The sequence below is a fragment of the Terrabacter carboxydivorans genome, assembly GCF_039532035.1.
GTDB lineage: Bacteria > Actinomycetota > Actinomycetes > Actinomycetales > Dermatophilaceae > Terrabacter > Terrabacter carboxydivorans.
Genome location: NZ_BAAARE010000056.1, coordinates 1 through 2,088 on the forward strand (window position 1 = coordinate 1; position 2,088 = coordinate 2,088).

Here is a 2,088-nt window from a genome sequence, read left to right on the forward strand (position 1 = left end):
TGCCGCAGACGCCCAGCGCTGGTGGAACCTCCGCCACCTACGAGCTCGGTGGAGTTGCCATGCTCGACCTCACCAGTGAGCAGGTCACCCGCGAGATTCCCTTCCAGAAGTGGTCCACGGCCGGACATGTGGCCACCCGCAACCCGTTCAAGATGACCGCTGACGGCAACCACCTGACCATGCGCGTCGCACCCGACAACGGCGACGAAGGCAACGGCACCGAGATCCTCACCTACCAGGCCACCGTCGGCTGACGGAACTTGCTTGGCCCGGCGCCAGCTCCAGACCTGCGGGCGCCGGGTCACGCCGTGCTCACGGCCTGGCTTTCGCCCTCGCCCTGCCCCATCGCGATGGCTGCTTGAGCGCGCACGGACTTCCAAAAGGCGATGCGTTCTTCGCAGACGATCTCGCCCGGATCCATATCCCGAGGTTTCCAGGGACTGGTTCTCGTTATGGGCCACGATCGTCCGGACCGCAACCGCTGCTGCTCGGCCGTGCCGCAATCGTGTGCGCGCGAGGACCGCAACGCACGAACGTGCGGCTGTCCTTGCATCGAATTGGGTGATCGGCCGGCCATTCGCGACATAGGCTTCCCGTCCGGAGTCGCTCGCGACGCCTGACTTACTCGCCTTCCTTGCCCGACTGATATCCGTGGCCGGCGCCCTTGTCCGTCCCAGTGGAGACCGACGCCGCAGGGCCCGAGCCCCGTGCCCTGGGGGTGCCTTTCCCTCGAGCCCGCCGACTGCCGGACTTTCGCCCCACACGTCTGGCACCAAGGTGGGCGCGGACTCCCGCGGGTGCCCCGTGGGCGGGGTTCGCTGCGGGTGACGATGTCGATTCGCAGGATGACGCTGGGCTCGGGGTACCGCTACCTCATGGCCTCCGTTGCCCGGGGCGATGCCGGGGGACTGACGTCGTCGCCGCTGGCTTCGTACTACAGCGAGCCGGGCACTCCTCCGGGGCGTTTTGTGGGGTCTGGGCTCGCCGGCCTCGACGGCGGGCGTGGCATCGTTTCGGGGTCGACGGTCGGTGAGGAGCATCTGTGGCGGATGCTCGGGATGCTGCAGGATCCGGTCACCGGGCACCCGCTGGGCCGGGCCCCGGGGGCCGAGCGGGCGGCATACGTCGACGCGTTGAAGCGGGAGCGGAAGGCCCCGCAGACGGTCGCGGGCTTCGACTTGACGTTCAGCGCGCCGAAGTCGGTGTCGGTGGCATGGGGGCTGGCCGACGAGGGAACGCGGCGGCGCATTTATGCCGCGCACGTGGCCGCGACGGAGTTCGTCATCGGCTACGCGGAGCGGACGGTGTTCGCCACCCGAACGGGCCAGGGCGGTGTCGTGTCGGAGGACGTTCGTGGTGTCGTCGCGGCTGCGTTCGACCACTGGGACTCGCGCGCTGGCGACCCGCAACTGCACACCCATGTCGTGGTCCTCAACCGGGTGCAGGCGGTGTCGGACGGTCGGTGGCGGACGCTGGACAGCAAGGCACTCTTCCGGGCTTCGGTGGGTCTGTCGGAGCTCTACAACGGTGTGCTTGCGGACCTCGTGACCCGGGATCTGGGGTACGGCTGGGATCCCGAACGACGACGCCACTCTCCAGTGGAGAAGTGGGAGGTCGCAGCGGTGGGCGAGGCGTTGCGGGCGGAGTTCTCACAGCGCACCACCGAGATCGACGGGGCGAAGGACGTGCTGGTCGCGGACTTCGTCGCCGTCCGTGGGAGGCAGCCTTCGCCGCGTGAGGTGCTGCAGATGCGTCAGCGCGCGACGTTGGAGACGCGTCCGCCCAAGGAGCTGAAGGCCCTCGGAGAGCTGGCCACGCACTGGCGGGCGAGGGCCCAGCCGTTCGTCGGGGACGACGCGCAGGCGTGGGTCGCGACCCTGGCCGGGCGCAACGACCTGCCTCTGTTGCGGGCGGGGGACCTGGCCGAGGCGATGCTCGAGGAAGCCGCTCGGGTGTCGTTGGAGATCGTGTCGGGCAAGCGTTCTACGTTCACCCGGGCCAACGTGTTCGCCGAAGCGCTGCGTCAGATCCAAGGCGTCAGGTTCGCGTCACCGGACGAGCGGACCGTGGTGGCGGAGCGGATCGCGG

The 2,088-nt window shown here is 69.2% G+C and carries 1 protein-coding gene and 1 pseudogene; both read left to right on the forward strand.

Annotated features, from left to right (window positions below; genetic code table 11):
* A pseudogene (locus ABD297_RS23510) lies at positions 1 to 254 on the forward strand (DUF6454 family protein); the annotation flags it as partial.
* Positions 255 to 845: 591 nt separating this feature from the next.
* The coding region (mobF, locus tag ABD297_RS23515; RefSeq protein WP_344257582.1) for a MobF family relaxase at positions 846 to 2,088 on the forward strand (1,243 nt) is incomplete at its 3' end.